Annotated in this window: 17 protein-coding genes; 6 read left to right on the top strand and 11 right to left on the bottom strand. The window is 71.2% G+C overall.

What is annotated here, in order from left to right; translation table 11 throughout:
- Nucleotides 1-8: 8 nt before the first annotated feature.
- Nucleotides 9-1,115 (bottom strand): FAD-dependent oxidoreductase, encoded by a 1,107-nt coding sequence (locus E0500_RS24905; RefSeq protein ID WP_131562541.1) that lies wholly within the window; start codon nt 1,113-1,115, stop codon nt 9-11.
- A gap of 235 nt (nt 1,116-1,350) precedes the next feature.
- On the opposite strand from E0500_RS24905, the gene E0500_RS24900 reads away from it, so the two are divergent.
- Nucleotides 1,351-1,605 carry a WhiB family transcriptional regulator gene (locus E0500_RS24900; protein ID WP_131562543.1) on the top strand — a complete coding sequence of 85 codons (255 nt, stop codon included), beginning with the start codon at nt 1,351-1,353 and terminating at the stop codon, nt 1,603-1,605.
- Nucleotides 1,606-1,691: 86 nt separating this feature from the next.
- On the opposite strand, the gene E0500_RS24895 is transcribed toward E0500_RS24900, so the two are convergent.
- The 9 genes from E0500_RS24895 to E0500_RS24855 all read right to left on the bottom strand — a co-directional run bounded on the left by E0500_RS24895 (nt 1,692) and on the right by E0500_RS24855 (nt 10,715).
- On the bottom strand, nt 1,692-2,375 hold the full coding sequence (locus tag E0500_RS24895; protein ID WP_131562545.1) for an SDR family NAD(P)-dependent oxidoreductase: 684 nt from the start codon (nt 2,373-2,375) through the stop codon (nt 1,692-1,694).
- Nucleotides 2,372-3,298, bottom strand: coding sequence for a cupin domain-containing protein (locus E0500_RS24890; protein WP_131562547.1), 927 nt, complete (start codon nt 3,296-3,298; stop codon nt 2,372-2,374). Before E0500_RS24890 ends, E0500_RS24895 begins: the two co-directional genes overlap by 4 nt.
- On the bottom strand, nt 3,295-4,656 hold the full coding sequence (locus E0500_RS24885; RefSeq protein ID WP_131562549.1) for an amidohydrolase family protein: 1,362 nt from the start codon (nt 4,654-4,656) through the stop codon (nt 3,295-3,297). Before E0500_RS24885 ends, E0500_RS24890 begins: the two co-directional genes overlap by 4 nt.
- A gap of 134 nt (nt 4,657-4,790) precedes the next feature.
- Nucleotides 4,791-5,801: an alpha-ketoacid dehydrogenase subunit beta gene (locus E0500_RS24880; protein WP_131558825.1), complete on the bottom strand. Its 1,011-nt coding sequence runs from the start codon at nt 5,799-5,801 to the stop codon at nt 4,791-4,793.
- On the bottom strand, nt 5,789-6,784 hold the full coding sequence (locus E0500_RS24875) for a thiamine pyrophosphate-dependent dehydrogenase E1 component subunit alpha (RefSeq protein WP_131558823.1): 996 nt from the start codon (nt 6,782-6,784) through the stop codon (nt 5,789-5,791). Before E0500_RS24875 ends, E0500_RS24880 begins: the two co-directional genes overlap by 13 nt.
- Nucleotides 6,784-8,118 (bottom strand): Xaa-Pro peptidase family protein, encoded by a 1,335-nt coding sequence (locus E0500_RS24870; RefSeq protein ID WP_131558821.1) that lies wholly within the window; start codon nt 8,116-8,118, stop codon nt 6,784-6,786. Before E0500_RS24870 ends, E0500_RS24875 begins: the two co-directional genes overlap by 1 nt.
- Before the next feature lie 44 nt (nt 8,119-8,162).
- On the bottom strand, nt 8,163-8,819 hold the full coding sequence (locus tag E0500_RS24865) for a helix-turn-helix domain-containing protein (RefSeq protein ID WP_131558819.1): 657 nt from the start codon (nt 8,817-8,819) through the stop codon (nt 8,163-8,165).
- A 121-nt stretch (nt 8,820-8,940) separates the two neighbouring features.
- Entirely contained in the window at nt 8,941-9,603 is a 663-nt protein-coding gene (locus E0500_RS24860) for a response regulator transcription factor (protein ID WP_131558817.1), read from the bottom strand.
- Nucleotides 9,600-10,715 (bottom strand): sensor histidine kinase, encoded by a 1,116-nt coding sequence (locus E0500_RS24855; RefSeq protein WP_131558815.1) that lies wholly within the window; start codon nt 10,713-10,715, stop codon nt 9,600-9,602. Before E0500_RS24855 ends, E0500_RS24860 begins: the two co-directional genes overlap by 4 nt.
- Nucleotides 10,716-10,973: 258 nt before the next feature.
- Between E0500_RS24855 and E0500_RS24850 the strand changes: the two genes are divergently transcribed.
- The 3 genes from E0500_RS24850 (at nt 10,974) to E0500_RS24840 (ending at nt 13,030) form a co-directional block, all read left to right on the top strand.
- Nucleotides 10,974-11,357: a DUF6223 family protein gene (locus tag E0500_RS24850; protein WP_131558814.1), complete on the top strand. Its 384-nt coding sequence runs from the start codon at nt 10,974-10,976 to the stop codon at nt 11,355-11,357.
- Nucleotides 11,358-11,520: 163 nt separating this feature from the next.
- Nucleotides 11,521-12,048, top strand: coding sequence for an NUDIX hydrolase family protein (locus E0500_RS24845; protein WP_131558844.1), 528 nt, complete (start codon nt 11,521-11,523; stop codon nt 12,046-12,048).
- 217 nt (nt 12,049-12,265) lie between these two features.
- Nucleotides 12,266-13,030: an SDR family NAD(P)-dependent oxidoreductase gene (locus E0500_RS24840; RefSeq protein ID WP_131558812.1), complete on the top strand. Its 765-nt coding sequence runs from the start codon at nt 12,266-12,268 to the stop codon at nt 13,028-13,030.
- 53 nt (nt 13,031-13,083) lie between these two features.
- On the opposite strand, the gene E0500_RS24835 is transcribed toward E0500_RS24840, so the two are convergent.
- Complete coding sequence (locus tag E0500_RS24835; protein WP_131558810.1) at nt 13,084-14,187, bottom strand: Lrp/AsnC family transcriptional regulator; 1,104 nt, start codon at nt 14,185-14,187, stop codon at nt 13,084-13,086.
- A 157-nt stretch (nt 14,188-14,344) separates the two neighbouring features.
- Here E0500_RS24835 and E0500_RS24830 point away from each other — a divergent pair, with 157 nt between their 5' ends.
- The gene (locus E0500_RS24830; RefSeq protein ID WP_131558808.1) at nt 14,345-15,637 is read left to right on the top strand and encodes an amidohydrolase family protein; all 1,293 of its coding nucleotides are present in this window, start codon (nt 14,345-14,347) and stop codon (nt 15,635-15,637) included.
- Nucleotides 15,637-17,214: an AbgT family transporter gene (locus E0500_RS24825; RefSeq protein ID WP_131558806.1), complete on the top strand. Its 1,578-nt coding sequence runs from the start codon at nt 15,637-15,639 to the stop codon at nt 17,212-17,214. The genes E0500_RS24830 and E0500_RS24825 overlap by 1 nt, the downstream gene beginning before the upstream one ends.
- Nucleotides 17,215-17,239 lie beyond the last annotated feature (25 nt).

Genomic DNA, 17,239 nt, shown 5'->3' with positions numbered 1-17,239 from the left:
TCCGTGTGTCAGGCCGCGGTGTACCCGAGCTGGCGCCTCATGTAGGGGGTCATGAGGGTCTTCGCCTTGGCGAGGGTGGTGGTGCGGCCGCCGAGGACCGCGGTCTCGCCGCCCGGCACGGGCACCATGGTCACGCCGTCGGACGGGCCGAAGGGCACGATGAGCGGGGTGCGGTGGGCCGGCCGGTAGGAGCGGGGCTCCTTCCGGTGCTTGCCGGAACTCTGCAGGTAGGCACGGATGTTCCAGGCGGCGAGGTCGGCCTGGGCGGTCGCGACGGGGGTGAGCTTGAGCTCGCTGATGTCGTTCACGTCGCCGACCGCGAACACGTCCTGCTGCCCTCCTGCCCGGAGCGTCCGGTCGACCTTCACGTGCCCGGTCGCGTTCAGCCAGTCGCCGTGCCCGGCCAGCCGCAGCCAGAGCGTGTTGGGAGTGATGCCGGTCGCCCAGAAGGAGAGGTCGGCGTCGATGACGGTGCCGCGGCTGTCACGGAAGGTGCCGAAGTCGTTGCCGGGGGACATGAAGGAGTCGAGCCGCACCTCCACGTCGTGCGCCTCCAGCCAGGCACACGCCTTGCGTCCGGCCCGTGCGCTGCCCGTGGAGTCGAGCAGGGCCGGACCGGAGTGGGCGAGCGTGACCCGGGCGTCCGGCCGGGCCAGTCGGATCTCGGCGCTGAGCTCGACACCGGAGGGCCCGCCGCCGACGACCAGGACGTGGTGGGCGCCCGCGATGTTCCGCTGGTGCCCGGCGAACGACTTGGCCGCCTCCTCGCTGGTGCCGCCGACGAAGCGGGCCGGTTCGGGGTAGTCGGCGCCGGTCGCGATCACCACCACGTCGTACGGGAGGCGCTCGCCCGTGGCCAGCACCACCTGCCGATCGGTGGTGTCGATACGGACCGCCTTGCCCACGGCCACACGGCCGTTGCGGAGCAGCCGGTCGTACGGAATGAAGGGGGTTAACGTCCACGCCCGGTGCACGCCTGCGCGCAGGGAGGCTATCCGGTGGAAGAAGACCTCCTTGCGGTCCACCAGCGTGACCCGCGCCGCGCCGTCCAGCCGTTTCGCCAGCCGGACGCCCGCATAGCCGCCGCCGATCACCACTACGTCGCCGTCGTGCACACCGTTCTCCTGTGCCTGGTGGGGGGAACGAGTGGCACTGCGGGTGGGCCGCTTCCGGCCACTCGACTCCTGTGAGCGTAACGCTTGAGACTTAAAGGTTCAGCGGGGCTGTGTGTGCGTTCTGTGAAGTGACAGCGCGGATGCCGGTGTGTGCCCGGGCAGGGCGAGAACCGTCACGGCATCTCCCTGCGGGATGCCGTGTTTTCACCCATCTCTGCGGGGCACCCGCGCCCGCATGGAGTGGTTGCGGAGTGCGGCCTGCGTGGGAGAGGACCCCGATCTGTTCTTCCCCGTGGGCACATCGGGTCCGGCTCTCAGGGACATCGCCGCCGCCAAGCGCATCTGTTCCCGCTGCCCGGTGATCAGCCAGTGCCTGTCCTGGGCGCTCAACAGCGGGCAGACGGCGGGCGTCTGGGGCGGCCTGTGCGAGGAGGAACGCGCAGAGCTGCTCCGTGCGGCACGGGTCTGCCGCGTGGACAGGTACGGATAACACACTGCTCGCGCCCCCTGCCGGACATGACCGGTGGGGCCAACTGACCCACAGAGCAGAGGCGTTGACACCGGCAGGCCCGTTCGTCAACGCAGCAGCCAGCCCCCGTCGACGCTCAGATTCACCGCGTTGACCGAGCGGTTGCCGAGGAGGAAGTCCACCGAGTCGACCACGTCCCGCATGGTGGCCAGCCGGCCCGTCGGCGTCCTGGCGATCAGGGCGTCGTGTTGCTTGTCCGACCAGAAGGGGCTGTCGCCGACGACGCCCGGGTGGATGGCGTTGACGCGGATCGGGGCGAGTTCGGTGGCGAGGGTGTGCACGAGGCCGGTCACGCCCGCGTTGACCGTGGCCACGGTGGTGGCGCCCGGGTACGGCCGCTCCTTCGCCTGGCCGCCGAACAGCACGATGGCGCTGTCGTCGTGCAGTCGCGACTGGAGCGCGTGCACGACCTCCGTGTAGCCGACCAGCTTGAGGGTGACGAGATGGATGGCCGCGTCGATGTCGTACTCGGTGACGCGGTTGTCGTCGCGGGAGATCCCGACGAGGACCAGGTGGTCGACGCGGCCCACGTCCGTGAGCGCTCCGGCTGTCTCGTGCGGCCTGGACAGGTCGAGGCCGAGGCCCAGGGCCGCGCCGACCTCCTTGGCGACGGTGTCGGCCCGGTGCGCGTCGCGTCCGGTGAGCACGACCTCGTCGCCGCGCCCGGCACGGTGCCGGGCGATCTCCCGGCCGATCCCGGACGTACCGCCGATGACGACCACGCTGCTCATGAGTTCCCCTCCGGGATACCCGGCTCCGCTTCCGGCATCCCCGGGTTCCGGTTCCCCAGCGTCTCCCGCAGGTAGTCCCAGTCCCTGGTGAACCGGTAGGAGTGCCGCGACGGCGGCTGCGGCGCCTGCGTCTCCAGCCAGCGCACCGGCGTGTCACCGGCGTTGGAGAAGCCGTGCACGCAACCGGCGCCCGCCCAGGCCGTGTCCCCCGGCCCCAGCAGGTAACTCTCGTCGTCGAAGGTGGCGTTCACGGCTCCTTCGAGGATCAGATACGTCTCCTCGAAGGGATGGTCGTGCGTGCCCGCGACCCCGTCGGGCGCGTACCGCACCATGAACATGGTCGAGGCCACCGCCCCCAGATCACTGTCCACCATCATCTTCACCGTGATCCCGCTGTAGACGAGGAGCGCGGTGCGCATGCTCGCCGACACGGCGAGGAGGTCCTGGGACTGTTTCCCGGGATCCATCTGCGCGGGCTCGAAGTGGCCGTACGAGCGGGTGCGCGGGTCGCGCACGTCGATCCGCACCGGCTCGCGTTCCGGCAGCGCGGGCACCGCCTGGGTGTCGTACCCGTAGCGGGCCCGTGGTACCGGCGCGAGCATGTCGGCCCAGCGGGCGACGGTGTCCCCGGCGCCGCGCCAGGCGTGCGGCATGCCCGTCGGGAGCAGCCCGTAGTCGCCCTCTTCGAGGAGAAACGAGCCGTCGGGCACATCGAGGATCACGGTCCCGGAGAGGATGTGGAAGCTCTCCTCATACGAGTGGACGTGCGCGCCCACCGCGCCGTCGGGCCGCAGGTCGCACAGCCCGAAGCCGGTGTGGACACTGCCGTCCTCCTCGCCGATGACGGCCCATCGCCGGAAACCGCCGCTGTCGTACGGGAGTTGGGGTGCCTCGGCGGCGCGCCGCACCAGGTGGTTGGTCATGCCTGCCGCTTCCTCTCCTCCATGGCGGCCACCAGCCGGTCGCGTGACTCCTCGACCAGGCGGCGGGCGCGGCCGGCGTCGGCGAGCAGTCGGCCGTCGCGCTTGTGGATCACGCCGTCGACGATGACGGTGTCCACATTGGACACGTCCGCGCTGAGGGTGACCGCGGCCGCCGCGTCGTACACCGGGGCCATGTTGAGCGCGGTGGCGTCGAGGGCGACCACGTCGGCCCGCTTGCCGGGGGTGAGCGAGCCGGTGCGGTCCTCCAGGCCGGCCACGTGGGCTCCGTTGAGCGTGGCGATCTCCAGCATCTGACGTGCCGTCAACATGGTGTCGGGAACGGGCAGGTTGGCCTGCCAGCAGTCGGCGTTGACGCGGGCCCGTTCGGCGCCGAAGGCGGCGCGGATCTGGGTGAACATGTCGCCGGGCACGGTGGTGACGACGTCGATACTCAAGGACGGCCGCAGCCCGTGCTCGATCGCCTTCATCACGGGCGGCCGGCCGTGTCCCATCTGGGTCTCCACCTGGGCGGCGATGGAGACCGTGCCGCCGCTGTCGGCGACCATCCCCCACTCCTCCTCGCTGAGGTAGCAGCAGTGGACGTAGGTGGTGTCGGAGCCGAGCAGGCCGAGGCCGTGGAGTTGCTTGACCATGCCGAAGCGGCCGGCCAGCCGCCCCATCGCGACGTGCACCGTGAGGGGGATGCCGAGTTCGCGGGCGAGGCCCCACTCGGCGGTGACGACGTCGTTCGTGCAGAAGCCGGGGCCGCGTGTGGCCAGGGCCATGGTCAGCAGGCCGCTGTCGGACGCGAAGTACGCGTCGCGGATACGGCGCACGTCGTCGCCCGGCATCACGATCTTGCTGTCGTACCAGTAGTCGGAGAGCGAGGTGTTGGCACTGCCGTAGGCGTACTGGGCGCGAATGCCGGTCTCGGTGAGGGCCTGGAGGGCGGCGTCGGGGTGTTCGGGCGTGTTGTTGATGTGGGACCAGTCGACGAGTGTGGTGATGCCCGCGTTGAGGCACTCCAGGGTGCCCGCGAGGTTGGCCGCGTACACGTCCTCGGGGGTGTAGACGGGCGCGAACGTGTCGAGGACGTCGACGAAGTAGTCGTCCAGCGTGGCGTCGGGAGCACAGCCGCGGATGGACGTCTCCCAGGTGTGGCGGTGGGTGTCGACGAAGCCGGGGATCACGATCCTCCCGGTCATATCGAGGACCTCGGCGTCCACGTCGGCGTCGATGCGCTGCTCGACCGCCGTGATCTTCCCGTCCTCGATGAGGACGTCGCCCTGGGGCAGGTCCCCGATCGCGGGGTCCATCGTCACGATGTGGCCCGAGCGCAGGAGCATCCGGTTGGTCATCGCCCTTCCTCCCAGGGGGTGTGCGGTACGGGGCGCGGGTGGGGATGGGGGTGGGGGGTACGGCTTGGGGACACGGGTATTCGGGGGATACGGGTCTTTGGGGGATACGGGTCTTTGGGGACACGAGTCGGGGGTCAGTACGCGGCCAGGGCGCGGACGGTTGCCACGACCTTGTCGACGGTGGGGATCACCCGCTGCTCCAGCGCGTCGGCGAACGGCAGCGGGACGCACTCCCCCGCCACTCGCCGCACCGGCGCGTCCAGCAGGCCGAACCCCTCGTCGGCAACGACCGAGACGAGCGTGCCACCCCAGCCGCCCTGGTACGGGTTCTCCTCGACGGTGACGAGCCGGGAGGTCCGGGCGAGTGAGGCGAGTACGGTGCTCACGTCCAGGGGCACCAGGCAGCGCAGGTCCACGACCTCCGCCTCGATGCCCTCCCCGGACAGGATTCCGGCGGCCCGCAACGCGACCGGCACCATCGAGGCGAGGGCGACGAGCGTGACGTCGCCGCCTTCACGGACCACGGCGGCGCGGCCCAGCTCGACGACGTGGTCCGGCGGCGGGGGCGCGCCCTTGGACGCCAGGAGCCCCTTGTGCTCGAAGAAGACCACGGGGTCGTCGCTGCGCACGGCGGCCGCCATCATGCCGACCACGTCGGCGGGCGTGGACGGTGCGGCGATCTTCAGGCCGGGGATCGTGAACGCCCAGTTCTCCGTGGCCTGCGAGTGCTGGGCGCCGAAGCCGAGTCCGCCGCCGTTCGCGGTGCGCACCACGAGCGGCACGGTGACCTGGCCACCCGTCATGTAGCGGACCTTGGGGATCTCGTTGGCGAGGTAGTCCCAGCAGCAGGCAAGGAAGTCGGAGAACATGATCTCGGCCACGGGGCGCATCCCGGTCATCGCGGCCCCCATCGCGGCGCCCACGATGGCCTGTTCGGAGATGGGCGTGTCCCACACCCGCTCGGGCCCGAACTCGTCGCGCAGCCCGACCGTTGTCTTGAACACCCCGCCCGCGGCTCCGATGTCCTCGCCGAGGCACACGACCGCCGGATCGCGCCGCATCTCACGTGCGATGCCCTCGGCGACAGCCTCCCGGTAGGTGATCTGCCGTGCGCCGGCCGGCCGGCCGTCGATCACGTCCGCCATGCCGCGCCTCCGTCCGCCCACACATCGGTCAGTGCCTCGCGCGGATCGGGACCGGGCGCGGCCTTCGCGGCGTCGACGGCCCGCTGTACGACGTCACGTGCCCGCTCGTCCGCGTCGGCGAGCGTCTCCGCGGGCACCCCCAGGTCGGTGAGCCGTCCGCGTGCGATGTCCAGCGGGTCGTGCTTCAGCCACCGTTCGACCTCCTCGGGCGGCCGGTACGTCGCGGGGTCGGCGCGGCTGTGCCCGAAGTGGCGGTACGTCTCGGCTTCCAGCAGTGCGGGCCCGTCTCCTGTCCGGGCCCGCTCCGCCAGCCGGAACACCGCCTCCCGGACGAGCACGACGTCGTTGCCGTCGACGACCTCGCCCGGGACGCCGTACGCGGACGCCCGGTCGGCCGCCGGCCGCGCGACCGCGGTGACGTCGGCGATGGGCGTGTACTCCATGTACAGGTTGTTCTCGCAGACGAACAGCACCGGCAGCTTCCACACCGCCGCCAGGTTGAGCGCCTCGTGGAACGCGCCGATGTTGGTGGCACCGTCCCCGAAGAACGCCACCGCGACCTGGCCGGTCCCCCGCAGCCGGGCCGACCAGGCCGCTCCGACCGCCATCGGGAGGTGGGCGCCGACGATGGCGTACGAGCCGAGCATGCCCGTCGAGGCCTTCGTGAGGTGCATGGAGCCGCCCTTGGCCCGGCACAGCCCGGTGGCCCTGCTCATGAGTTCGGCCAGGCACTCCTCCGGCGTCGCGCCGCGGGCGAGGGCGTGGTGGTGGCCCCGGTAGGTGGCGAACACGTAGTCGTCGGCGCGCAGGGCCGCGCTCGCCCCGACGGCGATGGCCTCGTGCCCGGCGGCCAGGTGCGTGGTGCCCTTCACCAGTCCGGACAGAAACAGGTCGTGGGCGGCCTTCTCCGTACGCCGCACGAGGACCATCTGCTCGTACAGCGCGAGGAGTTCCGCCGTCCGGTTCTGTTCCTGAACTGCCATCAGTTACTCCCGTGCGCACGGGTGTTGAGATGGGACTGGGCCTCCCGGCGGGTGTTGAGCTCGCCGCCGACCGTCCAGTACTTGCGGCCCGCGACCAGGAGTTCCTCCGCCGGGAACCTGGTGATGACCTCGCAGCCGTCGGCGGTGACGACGACTTCCTCCTCGATGCGCGCGGCCGACCAGCCGTCGGCGGCGGGCCAGTACGTCTCCAGCGCGAACACCATGCCCTCTTCGAGGACTTCGGGGTGGTCCAGGGAGACGAGACGGCTGAAGACGGGCTTCTCCCAGATCGACAGGCCGACCCCGTGGCCGTACTGGAGGGCGAAGGCGGCCGTCTCGTCGGGGAACCCGAACTCCTCGGCGCGCGGCCACACCTGGACGATGTCGGCGGTGGTGGCGCCGGGCCGCACCAGGGCGATGGCCTGGTCCATGTACTCACGGCAGCGGACGTACGCGTCGCGCTGTGCGGTGGAGGCGCTGCCGACGGCGAACGTGCGGTAGTAGCAGGTGCGGTAGCCGAGGTGGCTGTGCAGGATGTCGAAGAAGGCGGGGTCGCCGGGGCGGATCAGGCGGTCGCTGTAGACGTGCGGGTGCGGTGAACAGCGTTCCCCGGAAATCGCGTTGACCCCTTCGACGTACTCGCTGCCGAGGTCGTACAGGACCTTACTGACGAGCCCGACGCACTCGTTCTCGCGGACGCCGGGCCGCAGGAAGCCGTACAACTCCTCGTAGGCGGCGTCGACCATCGCGCAGGCCTGGGTGAGCAGGGAGATCTCGTCGCGGGTCTTGGTGCGGCGGGCGGCGAGGAAGACCTGCTGGCCGTCGACGACGTCGATGCCCTCGGCGCGCAGTGCCATGAGGATCGGCATCTCGACGAGGTCGACGCCCAACGGCTCGTCCGCCAGGCCGTGTTCACGCAGTTCGGCGGCGATCCTGGCAGCGACGTCCTCGGCGATGCCGGCGTCCGGGTGGAAGGCTCCCCGGAGCGTGGAGATGCCCGCTCGGGCGCCGGTCGGCGGGCCCTCCTTGCCGTCGCTGTGATCCAGCCACGGGTTGTACAGCTGGTGGTGGCGGGCGGCGGAGCCGAAGTCCCACACGATCGGCTCGCCGCCGCGCACGAGCAGTGCGAAGCGGATGAGTTTGTCCATGGCCCAGGTGCCGATGTGGGTCGCGGACATGTAGCGGATGTTGGCGAAGTCGAAGCTGAGCACGGCTCCGAGCGAGGAGTCGTTCAGCGCGCTGCGCAGCCGGGACAGGCGCTCCTTGCGCAGCCGGTCCAGGTCGATGCGCTCTTCCCAGTCGACGGCATTGGGTCCGAACGTACGGATCGCCATGGAGACCACCCCCACCCGGAGTGAACGACCGCACGGAGGAAGTGTCAAGTGCTACTGAACACGAACCAGACGCCGACGGCGGGTTCGTCACCGTCGTTGCGGTAGCGGTGCGGGGTCGTCGACTCGAAGCAGACCGCGTCGCCGGGGCGCACGGTGAACTCCTCGAAGCCGAGGGTGAGGACGAGTTCGCCGGAGGTCAGATAGCCGTACTCGGTGCCCGCGTGCCGCATCAGCCCGCCGGAGCCGGACGAGGAGCCGCCGGGACGGTAGGTGACGAGCAGGAAGTCCACGTCCATGCCCGGAACGTGGCCGAGACGTTCCCATACGACTCCCGAGTCCAGCTCCAGCGTCTCCCGCTCCCCCGCTCCGACCAGCGGCCCGATACGGCGGCCGGGGTCGGCGGCGAAGGCGGCCAGGGCGTGGAGCACGGTCGAGGGGACTGCGGAGGTGGCCGCCGTGGGGGTCAGGGGAGCCGCGGGGGCGGTGTCGCGTGCGTCGAAGAGCGCCTCCACGGAGAGGGAGAGCGCGGTCGTGATCGCGTACAGGGTGCTGACCGACGGCTGGCTCTTGCCGGTCTCGATCTGCGACACGAGGCTCGCCGACACCCCGATCTCGCGGGCCAGCGCCCGCAGGCTCATCCCGCGCTCCACACGCGCCTGCCGGATGCGCGCCCCGAGGGGCGGCACGACCGCGGGGGACACGGCTACTCCTCTCGACTGGCCGATGCCGTACAGCTCCATTGAACAGGAGGACGCAACGGGGGACCCACCATATGGTCTGCGTCGCCGCCCCTGGACTCCCCCTCCCCCTGGACCGTGGACGTCAGCGGTTGCGCGGGGTCACCAGGCCGGACTCGTAGGCGAAAACCACGAGTTGAGCGCGGTCACGGGCCCGGAGCTTGGTCATGGCCCGGTTGATGTGGGTCTTCGCGGTCATCGGGCTGATCACCATGCGGTCGGCGATCTGGTCGTTGGACAGGCCCTGCGCGACCAGGGCGACGGCCTCGCGTTCGCGGTTGGTGAGCTCGTCCAGTCCTGTGTCGGTGCCGGTGTTGAGCGGCTGGGTGACATACCTGTCGATCAGCTTGCGGGTGATCGACGGCGCGAGCAGGGCGTCGCCGCGCGCGGCGACACGTACGGCGTGGAGGAGGTCTTCCGGCACGATGTCCTTGACGAGGAACCCGGCGGCTCCGGCCCGCAGCGCGTTGAACACGTACTCGTCGAAGCCGTAGTTGGTCAGGATGACGACGCGCACCCCGGCCAGGGCCGGGTCCGCGGCGATGCACCGGGTGGCCTCGATGCCGTCGACGACCGGCATCTGGATGTCGATGAGCGCGATGTCGGGCAGGTGTTCCCTGGCCAGTGCCAGGCCCTCCCTCCCGTCGGCGGCCTCGGCCACCACCTCGATGTCGTCTTCGAGGTCGAGGAGCGCGCGGAATCCGCTGCGCAGGAGCGGCTGGTCGTCGACCAGCAGGACACGGATCACGGCGTCCGGTCCACGGGGAGTTCGGCCTGGACGGTGAAGCCGCCCTCGCCGCGCGGTTCGGCGCGCAGTCGGCCGCCGAGGGCGGTGACTCGTTCGCGCATGCCGAGCAGTCCGACGCCGGGCGTCGGGGCGGTGTCCGGCGTCGCCCTGCCGTCGTCGTCGACGCGTATCGCGAGGGCGTCCGGGCGGCAGTCGACGCGGACCGACGCCGTGGCGGCGTCCGCGTGACGGGCGATGTTGGTGAGCGACTCCTGAACGATCCGGTAGACGGTGCGGTCCACCGCGGCGGGCACGCGACGTCGTTGTCCCTCGATCGTCAGCGTCGCGTCCAGACCGATGGCACGGGCCCGTTCCACCAGTTCCGGGAGGTGGTCGAGCCCGCGCGGCGGGGTCGTGTCGTCGTCGCGCAGCGCCTCCAGGGTCGCGCGCAACTCGCGGGTGGCCTCACGTCCGGCCTCCTGGATCGCCAGCAGGGCCTCCGGTACCGGTTCACCACGCCTGCGGGCGACGTGGACGGCCACTTCGGACTGCACCTTGATGATCGAGATCTGGTGCGTGAGCGAATCGTGCAACTCCCGCGCGATACGCAGCCGCTCCTCGTCGGCGCGGCGCCGCGCGGTCTCCTCCCGGGTGCGCTCGGCTTCGTCCGCCCGCCGCTCGGCCTGCCGCAGCGCCTCGCCCGCGGCAGCGGCCGCGATCAGCCAGGCCAGTTCGAGTGCGCCCCGGGCCCGCGCGAACGCCTCGCTCGTGTCGTGCAGGCCCGAGGCCAGGGCCGCGAGGGGGAGAACGACCAGCATGGTCACGCTCGCCACCACCGTGGCGGTGCGGTGTCCCGCCCGTACCGCCGCGTACACCGCGAACAGGTAGGCGACGACAGGCACGTCGAAGCCGACTGCCTGGTAGCCCACCGCGGACAGCCCGGTGACGGCCAGGACCGGAACCGGCGCCCGGCGGCGCGCAGCCAGCCCCAGTCCACCTACCGTCAACAGCGCGTAGCCGAGCAGATCGAGGCTCGTGGCGGAGTGCTCCCCGGACAGCCCGGTGACCAGCAGGATCGCCGCCACACCGACGGCGATCGCCCAGTCCACGACACCGATCCGCCCCCTGTCCATGCGCGCACCCTAGCCGGATGCCGGCGTGGGCGGATCCCGCGCGCGGATGAGCGGCCGACTACCGCACGCGCGGTAGCTTCGCGGCTCCTGCGGCGTCCGCAGCAGCCGGATGCGGCAGCGGCGGCAGTACGAATTGACCGCGCCCGCCGGACGACCGGCGGTGGGTCCGGGGGACACCATCAGGCGACGTCCGGTGGGACATCCAGTCGGACATCCAGTGGGACATCCCGTCGTGGGAGAAGGAAGAAGGAGCACCTCATGTCTGTCGCATCCGTGCTTGCCGCACCGGCGGTCGCGTACGTCTCGGCCCAGTCGGCCGCCGCCAGTGTGTACGCCATGAGCTCCGGCCGGGTCGGGGCCGCCGTGGCCGCGCTGGCCGGGTTGGCCGGCCTGGTCGTCGGTGGGCTGGTCCTGGCCGGCTCCGCCGGCCGTATCGGTATCGGCTCCGAGCGGAACGGGGCCATCATGGCTCTGGTGGCAGGGCTGGTCGGCCTTGCCCTCGGCGGGCTGGTCGTGGCCACCGCCGACGGCGGTGTCGGCACCGGCAACGGGCTGGGCGGGGCCATCGTGGCCCTGGTGGTGGGGCTGATCGCCATGGTCCTCGGCGGGCTCGCGCTGGCCCGCTCCCGCCGCACCGGCTGAACGGACCGGACGCGATGCGGACCGGACGCGATACGCACAAAGGGACGACCTCGTCGAACCCGCGTCGAACAGCGGTAGCACAGCCGGTGCGAGTCATGTGTGACGTGGAGCGCTGTGCGCGAAAAGCGGGACCCGGTGAAAGTACGATCATTCAATGTCTGACATGACCGAAACCACGCCGGGTTGGCTCAGCCCCGACGATCTCGAACAGGCACGCGCCCAGATGCCGATCCTGTACGTCGAGGCCGTGCCCGTACGAGTCGACGACAGCGGCGAAGTCACCAGCATCGGACTGCTGCTCCGCATCGGGCCGGACGGGACGGTCAGCCGTACCCTCGTCTCGGGCCGGGTGCTGCACCATGAGCGGGTCCGTGACGCCCTGCTGCGCCATCTGGAGAAGGACCTCGGCCCGGTGGCACTGCCCCTGGTCCCGGCCTCCCTCCAGCCCTTCACCGTCGCCGAGTACTTCCCGACGCAGGGGATCACCCCTTTCCACGATCCCCGTCAGCACGCCGTGGCCCTCGCCTACATCGTGCCGGTGACCGGCGACTGCCGCCCCCGCCAGGACGCCCTCGACCTGGTCTGGTTCAGCCCTCAGGAGGCCGCGGACCCCTTGGTCCAGAACGAGATGCCGGGCGGCCAGGGAGTCCTCCTCAAGCAGGCCCTCGCCCATGTGGGCTGCCTGTCCTGAACCGGCCCCGACCCCGGCCCCGCACCCGTACTGCGAGGGCGGCGACAGCGGACCCGCACCGCCGTCCTCGACAGTGACCAGGACGCAGCGACGAACGAACACGGTATGGCCGACGCCGCTCTTTACACCCGGAAGCACCGGTTCGCACCCTGAAGCGCAGGCCTTTCGTCCGTCCCCCCGGTACCGGGAGTCGTGTCCCTCGGCAGAAGGAGCGTCCATGAGCAGCGCGGGACTTGAAGGACGCGGTGTCGTCGTCACCGGAGCGGCGTCCGGCATCGGCCGGGCGACTGCCCTGAGGTTCGCCGAGGAGGGTGCGAAGGTCCTGGTCGCGGACCTGAACCGGGAGGGCGCCGAGGAGACCGTCAAGTCGATCGAGAGCGCCGGGGGCACCGCTCTCGCCGTCATGGGTGACCTGAGCGACCAGGCGGTGGTGGACACGGTCGTCGGGCGGGCCGTCGAGGGCCTGGGCGGGGTGGACGTCCTGGTGAACAACGCCGGGATCATGGACCGTATGTCCACCCTCGGCGAGACCGACGACGCCGAGTGGGAGCGCGTCCTCCGCGTCAACCTGACCGCGCCCTTCCTCCTCACCCGCGCGGTCCTGCCGCACATGCTGGCCGCGGGCGGCGGCTCCATCGTGTTCACCGCCTCGGAGGCCGGTCTGCGCGGCGGTGCTGCCGGAGCCGCGTACACCGCCTCCAAGCACGGCGTCGTCGGCCTGGTGAAGAGTCTCGCCGTCATGTACCGCGAGCAGGGCATACGGGCCAACGCCGTCGCCCCCGGCGGCACCACGACCAACATCGTCGACGGACTGGACCTGGCGACCCGGGGTGCGGCCACACTCCGCCCCTACCAGGCCCACGCCGGCCGTTTCGCCGACCCCGAGGAGCAGGCCGCCGCCATCGTCTTCCTCGCCTCCCCGGCCGCGAGCAACATCAGCGGCGCCGTCCTGCCCGTCGACAACGGCTGGTCCGCCGTCTGATCTGCCGTCCGACCCGCCTCTGAGGCTCCCCCGGCCCGCCCCCAGGAGACCGCTCAGGTGACGGGTGCGGCGGCGGGCCGCGGTCCCTCCGGATACCGGAGCGGTACGACCCCGACACAGCGGCCGTCGTGGTCGAGCAGCCGCCCCATGTGCTTGACGGTGCGCAGCACCACCGAGCGGTCGGCGACGGCGAGGCGCGGCAGCTTGCGTGACAGATGGGCCTCAAAGGCGTGCACGTCCCGCAGGTCGCGCAGCCAGACGTCGATGACCAGGTTGTGCGGGCCCGCCGTGATCGCGCACGAGCGGACCTCACGGACCCCGGACAGCACCCGGCTCGTCTCCTCCACGTACTGACCCGGTACGGAGGCGAAGTACACGGCGGACAGGGGCCAGCCCGAGAGCGGGCGGGCCAGGTCGCAGCGCAGGACGAGCCGGGACGCGAGCATCGACTGCAGTCGGCGGCGCACGGTGGTCAGGCTCGCTCCGGTCGCCGCCGACAGGTCGCGCAGCGACATGCGCCCGTCCATGCTCAGCAGTGCCAGCAGGTGTGCGTCCAGGGTGTCCCCGCGGGCCTCGGCCGCGGGTGGGGGCTCGTGGGCCGGGGGGACCGCCGCCTCGATCGTCGCGCTCTGGGCGTCGTCCAGGCTGCGCAGCCGCCATCGGCTGCCCTCGGTCGGGACGCCGGTCGACACGTGCGTACGCGTCGCCCGTACCCCGGGTGTCCGCTGGAACAGCAGCGTGGAGAAGCGCGCCAACTCGTCCAGGCTGCGGGCCTGTACGGCGGCGACCAGGTCCCGGCCGCCCGCCGTGAGTTTGATGTTCGCCACCGACGGGTTCGCCGCGAGGGCGCCGGCCACGTCCTCGGCGACGCCGGGCTCGGTGTCCACCTCGACCACCCCGGTCACCACGATCCGTGTGTTGGACAGCCGGGGGTAGGCGGTCACCCACGCCAGGCCCGCCTCCTGAAGCCGGTGCCAACGCCGCGCGGCGGTCACCGGGTTGACGCCCAGCACCTCGCCCACGAGCGTCCACGGGGCGCGGGGGTGGATCTGCAGGGCGTGGACGATCCCCCGGTCGAGTTCGTCGAGCTCCATGGCGGCTTCGTCGGCGGCTGACGCCGTGATCCGGCCGCCGGCGGCACATTCCTGCACTCCCATGGTTGGCGCTTCTCTGCGCACGTGGAGGGAATCCGGCGAGAAAGCTGCACTGTCACACCAGGTTTTCTTCCGCATTCCACACTCCCTTCCTCTGATGCCGACACCGAGTTTTCCGACACGGAGGAGTGACCGCACCCCTATGACCCCCAAAAACCCCATGACCACGCATGTCACGACGCAGGAGGCCCCCCGGACCGCTCTGCGGGTCCGCAACGCCCGGCTCATCGACGGCACGGGCGCGGGCCCCGTCGACGACGCTGTCGTCACGATCGATGCCCAGGGAACCATCACCTACGCCGGTCCCGCCGCCACGGCGCCCGCGGCGGACGAGGACGCGGCCGGCGCCCGCGTCGTCGACGCCGGTGGTCGCACCGTCCTGCCCGGTTTCTTCGACTGCCATGTCCACCTCGCCTATGCACAGGGGTCGCCGCCCAGCCGCCGTGCGGAGCTCGACCCCGTCCTGGTCACTCTGGACACGGTCGCCCGGCTGCGCCAGACCCTGGACGCGGGCATCACCACCGCCCGTGACCTGGGCGGTCTGTCGGCGGGCTTCCGTACGGCCGTCGAGAGCGGCCGGGTCGTGGGGCCGAGGCTGCACACGGCCGTGCGGATCATCAGTCACACCGGCGGGCACGCGGACGTCCGTCTGCCCGACGGCACCGATCTGAGCGCCGGGATGTCGGAGATCGCCGACAGCACCGACGCGGCCCGGCTGGCCGTGCGCCGGGTGCTGCGCGACGGCGCCGATCTGGTGAAGGTCTGCGCCACCGGTGGCATGGGAAGTCCCTACGACGATCCCGACGACGAGGGCCTGCTGGAGGAGGAGATCCGGGCCGTCGTGGACGAGGCCGGCCGCCACGGCGGCAAGCCGGTCGCCGCCCACGCACAGGGCAACGCCGGCATCCTCACCGCCCTGCGCGCCGGCGTCACCAGCATCGAGCACGGCTACGGGCTCGACGAGCGGGCCCTGGACATGGCGGGTGAGCAGGGCACCTTCGTCGTGCCGACGCTGTCCACCGTGTACGCGGGCATCAACAAGGACACGATGCCGGACTACCACTACCAGAAGAAGACCCGCTGGTCCGGTGTCACGAAGGAGAACATCGGCCGGGCCATCGAGTACGGTGCCCGGATCGCGCTCGGCACCGACGCCGCCGTCGGCCCGCACGGCGTGAACCTGATGGAACTCAGCTATCTCGTCGACCTCGGCATGGACCCCATGGCCGCCATCGTCGCCGGCACCCGCACCTCCGCCGAGCTCCTCGGTGTCGCCGACCGGTTGGGCACCCTCGCCGCCGGCCGCACCGGAGACCTCGTCATCTGCGACGGCGATCCGCTCACGGACATCGGCGTCCTCGGCAAGCCCGCCAACATCGTCTGCGTCATCCAGGACGGCGTCGTCCGGAAGGACCTTCTGCTCCCAGCGGCACCGACCGGAAGGCAGCCCTGATGTCCTCAACCACCGACCTCCCAGCGCCCGGCAGACAGTCCCCCGGCTCCGAACGGCCGACCGGTATCGACCGTGTGCTCGCGGTGATCGAGCGGTTGGGCAACGCGCTGCCCAACCCGATCATCCTGTTCACCGGCCTGTTCGTGATCCTGGCCGTCATCTCCACCGCGCTCGCGCTGGCCGACGTGACCGTCACCGTCCCCGGCACCGACGAGACGAAGGCCGTCACCGGGCTGTTCACCGGCGAGGGCATACGCTGGCTGACGGAGAACCTGGTCACCAACTTCGCCACGTTCCCGCCCATCGCCGCCGTGCTGCTCATGATCATGGCGGTGGGCGTCGCGGAGAAGGCCGGGCTCCTGGAGACCGTCATGCGGGCCACGCTCGCCCGTGCGCCGCGCGCCGTGCTGCCGTATCTGGTGGCGCTGATCGCCTGCCAGGCGCACATGATCAGCGACGTCGCCGCGATCGTGCTGCCGCCGCTGGCCGCCGTGGTCTTCAAGAGCGCCGGACGGCACCCCGTGGCCGGGCTGATCGGCGGTTTCGCGTGCGTCGGCGCGGGCTATGCGGCAGGGTTCACCATCGGTTCGCTGGACGCCCTGTACATCGGCATCACCCAGCAGGCGGCCGCGGTCCTGCCGGCCGCCCAGGGCCTCGATCTGCACCTGCTCGTCAACTACTACTTCACCGCGGCCAGCAGCCTCGTCCTCGGCCTGCTCGGCGGCTTCCTCATCAGCCGCGTCCTCGAACCGCGCCTGGGCACGTACGACGCGTCCACGGCCGCCGAGGACGAGCCCGAGCAGGACCTCACTCTCACTCCGGTCCAGCGCCGCGGGCTGCTGCTCACCGCCCTCGTCGTCGTCCTCTACGCGGGCGCGGTCCTGTCCCTGTGGCTGCCCGAGGGCGCCCCGCTGCGCGGCGAGGGCGGGGCACTCGTGCCCTCGCCGCTGCTCACCGGCATCGTTCCGGTGCTGTTCGGCGCGTTCCTGCTGGCGGGGCTCACCTACGGCTTCACGGTGAAGGCGCTGTCCGGCTCGGAGGGCGTGGTCACGGCCATGTCCGACTCCGTGCGGAACATGGCCGGCTACATCGTCCTCATGTTCGTCGCCGCCCAGGTCATCGCCCTGTTCAACTGGTCCAACGTGGGCATCCTGCTCGCCGTGAAGGCCGCGGCGGGCCTCGACTCCATCGGTCTGACCGGTTTCTGGGCGCTGGTGGCGTTCGTTCTCCTGGCGGCCTGTCTGAACCTGTTCATCGTGTCCGGGTCCGCGCTGTGGTCGCTGGTCGGGCCCGTGTTCGTCCCGGCGTTCATGCTCCTCGGCATGAGTCCGGCCCTCAGCCAGGCCGCCTTCCGCATCGGCGACTCGGCCACCGGCATCATCACGCCGATGAACCCGTACGTCTTCCTGCTCCTGGCGCTGCTGCGCCGCTACGAGCCGGATGCGCGGCTGGGCACGCTCATCGCCCGGCTGTCGATCTTCACGGTGCCGTTCCTGGTGGTGTGGCTGGCGATCCTGGGGATCTTCTACGGGTTCGATCTGCCGCTCGGGCCCGGTGCGCATATCGGCCTGAAGTGACGGAGCCTGATGTGACGGGAGGTCC

Origin of the sequence: Streptomyces sp. KM273126 (assembly GCF_004337435.2) — a bacterium.
Classification (GTDB): Bacteria; Actinomycetota; Actinomycetes; order Streptomycetales; family Streptomycetaceae; genus Streptomyces; species Streptomyces acidicola.
This window is presented reverse-complemented; position numbering and strand designations above follow the sequence as displayed.